This is a genomic window from Streptomyces nanshensis (assembly GCF_001751255.1).
GTDB classification, from domain to species: Bacteria; Actinomycetota; Actinomycetes; order Streptomycetales; family Streptomycetaceae; genus Streptomyces; species Streptomyces nanshensis_A.
The window spans coordinates 1-2,895 of sequence record NZ_LJGW01000172.1 but is presented as its reverse complement, the minus strand read 5'-3'; the positions used below and the strand labels follow the sequence as shown (position 1 = coordinate 2,895).

Annotated in this window: 2 protein-coding genes; both read left to right on the top strand. The window is 76.5% G+C overall.

What is annotated here, in order from left to right:
- The first annotated feature begins 144 nt into the window (after positions 1-144).
- Positions 145-1,143 carry a tryptophan synthase subunit alpha gene (gene trpA / locus AN218_RS10745; protein WP_070016564.1) on the top strand — a complete coding sequence of 333 codons (999 nt, stop codon included), beginning with the start codon at positions 145-147 and terminating at the stop codon, positions 1,141-1,143.
- 111 nt (positions 1,144-1,254) lie between these two features.
- Positions 1,255-2,895, top strand: a 1,641-nt coding sequence (locus tag AN218_RS10740) for a hypothetical protein (RefSeq protein WP_070016563.1), incomplete at its 3' end; no start/stop codon positions are given.

Genomic DNA, 2,895 nt, shown 5'->3' with positions numbered 1-2,895 from the left:
AGGGCCCCCGATTCCCCCCGGGGGCCCTCCAGCCGGGAACGCCGCGTCCTGTCTCCGCGGCCGCCCCGGCCACCGGCATGCGCGGCCGCCCGGCGGCGGGGCCCCGTAGCGGGGTGCGGGCGGAGCAGGGAGCTGACGAGGCGAGTGGAGAGTGAGGAGATCATGGCGCTGACCGCGTCCGCCCGTGCGTTGACGGAGGTGCTGGAGCAGCAGCGGCAGCAGGGCACGACGGCGCTGGCCGCGTTCGTTCCGGCCGGGTTCCCGGACCTGGGCGGCTGCGTGGCGCTGGCGCGGCAGGCCGTCTCCGCCGGTGCGGAGGTGATCGAGCTGGGGGTCCCCGACAGGCGGCCGATGCTGGACGGGCCGGTCATCTCCCGGGCCTACCGGCATGCACTCCGGCAGGGCACCGACCTGCTGGAGGTGATGACGGCGGTCCGCGGCGTCGCGCAGGAGGCGCCGGTCGTGGTGCTGTCGTACTACGCGTCGGTGCTGCTGTACGGGCCGGAGCGGTTCGTGCAGGACCTCGCCCGGGCCGGGGCCGCCGGGATGATGATCCCGGACCTGCCAGGCGACGAAGCCGAATCGCTGCAGGCCGCCGCCCGCTGCTACGGACTGCTCACGCCGCAGTTCGCCGCGCGGCGCGCCAGCGACCTGCGGCTGGCTCAAGTCGCCCAGACGGCGAGCGGCTTCGCGTACGTACCGGCGGCGGATGCCGTCTCCGGCTACCGCGGCGACCTCGTCCTGCCGGATCTGCGCCGGTTCTGCACGCGCGTGCGGGCCGCCGGTGCGGACACGCTGGCCTGCGGAATCGGCCTGTCCACTCCCGAACGGGCCGCGATGGTCGCACCGCTGGCCGAACTCGTCGTCGCCGGCAGCACGGTCCTCGAACCGCTGCTGGAGCGGCCGGACGCCGACGGCGCCGACGAAGCCGCCCGGCGCGTGGCCGCGTTCGCTGCCGCCCTGTCCCCCAGCCCCGCCGCGGAAGTGAGCGCGCCGCGGCGGCCGGTGGAGAGCCCGGAGGACGGCCCGGAGCTCTCCCACAGCGTCCGGGCCGGCCAGCACGTGGGCGATGGCCCGGCCCGGACGCTCCCGACAGAGCCGGAGCCGGGGCCGGAGCCTGGCGAGCCGCCGACCGGCCCGTGAGCGCGAACGACTGAACGAACGTGGGGGAATCGTGACCGTGCACCACATCAGCCGCCGCTGCCACCGGGACCGGCCGGCCAGCAGGCGGGCGCTGCGGCGCTCCTGGGGCAGATGATGGCCGTCCTGGTACTGGCCGGCTGCCCGGGCGCGCCCGGAGCGACGACGACGATGCTCGCGCTGCACGCGGCGTGGCCGCTGTCGGCGCAGCGCACCTTGATCGGCGCGGAGTGCGACCCGGACGGCATCTCCCTCCTCCCGCCCGCCCCCATCGAGCCTGACGGGCCCCCGCGGGGCCTGGGCCATCTGGCGGTGCCGGGGCGGCGCGGCGCGCACGCGCTGCACGAGGCGTTCTGGCGGCAGTTGGTCTTCACCGACGGGGCCAGTGCGCCCGGCCGCGGCCCGTACGGTCGTCGGGCGCTGCTGCCCGGGTTCACCGATCCTCCGGTGGAGGCCGCCCAGTTCGCCCGCGTGTGGAAGGTCCTGGCCGGCGAGTTCGCGGGAATCGGCGCGCACGGGCACGACGTGCTCGTCGATGTGGGCCGCAGCGCCGCTGCCGGGCCGGGTGCGTTGCTGGCGCAGCGGGCGGATGCGGTGGTGCTCGTCGCCCGTACGACGATCCCTTCGATGCGGGCGGCCACCGTGCAACTGCGGGCGCTGGCAGACCGGTTCGGGGCGCAGGGCCTGGGCTTGGTGCTCATCGAGGAGCAGCACCGGGCGGAGCAGGTGATGGGCGTGCTGGAGCGGGCCGGTCTGCGGGTTCCGCTGGTGGGGACGCTGCCGTATGTGCCGCGGCAGGCTCTGAGCCTTGCTTCGGGCCGCGAGGGCGGTCTTGAGCGCGGCGAGTTGGTGAAGGCGGCCCGGTCGGTCGCCGAACGGCTGGCGCAGCAGATCAACTATCCCGCGCCCGTACAGGCCGGCCCGGACGCAGAGTCCGGCGGCGCGCGTGTACGGGGCGGGCTGCGGAAGCTCCTCGCCCGGCGCCGCGCTCGCACCTCTGCGCATGCCGCGGCGGATCAGCGGCTGCCGCGGCCGGCCGTCGAGGCCCGCCCGCAGATCGAGCAGCAGTCGCCGCGTGCTGTGCCCGAATCCGGGCAAGCCGGTGGCGGGCGCCGGGTGGGCAGTGTCCGGCTTCTGGACCGGGCGCTGCGGACCCTGGCCGGGCACTGCGTGCAGCAGCGGCAGCGGCTTCCGGTGCTGCGCGGGGCGCGGGTGACCGCCCACACCGTGCAGATCCTGCCGGACGCGTCCGGGCCCGGTCCGTACCCGTTCACCGAGTGGGCTCCGGAGGGCTGGTGGAGCCTGCCGCCGTCCGCCGCGCTCCTGGAGGAGGAGCCGGCGGCCCGCCTGGCCGTCCCGTACCCGGGGCTGGTCACCCTCGGCTCCGGCCCGGAGGGCGACCATCTGCTGGCCGAGCTGCACCGGCTGCGGGCGCTGCTGCTGCACGGGGACGGAGAGCAGGCACGGTCGATCGCGCGGGCGGTCGCGTTGGAAGCCGCGACCTCCCCCACCTGCCAGGGGCTGGAGATCCTCACGGTCGGGCTCGGGGAGGATCTGCCGCGGCTGGTGCCCCACGCCCGGCTGCGCTGCCTGCCGAGCGTCCGCGCCGCGGCCGGCGCCATCGGGGAAGTCCTCCTGGCCGGACACCAGCAAGCCCCGCCCTCGACGCCGCCGGCGCCGCAGGGTGTGCCGGGGCTGCTGATCTGCTCCGCGCATGCCACGGCGGGCGACGCCGCCGAGCTCGCCGACGCGCTG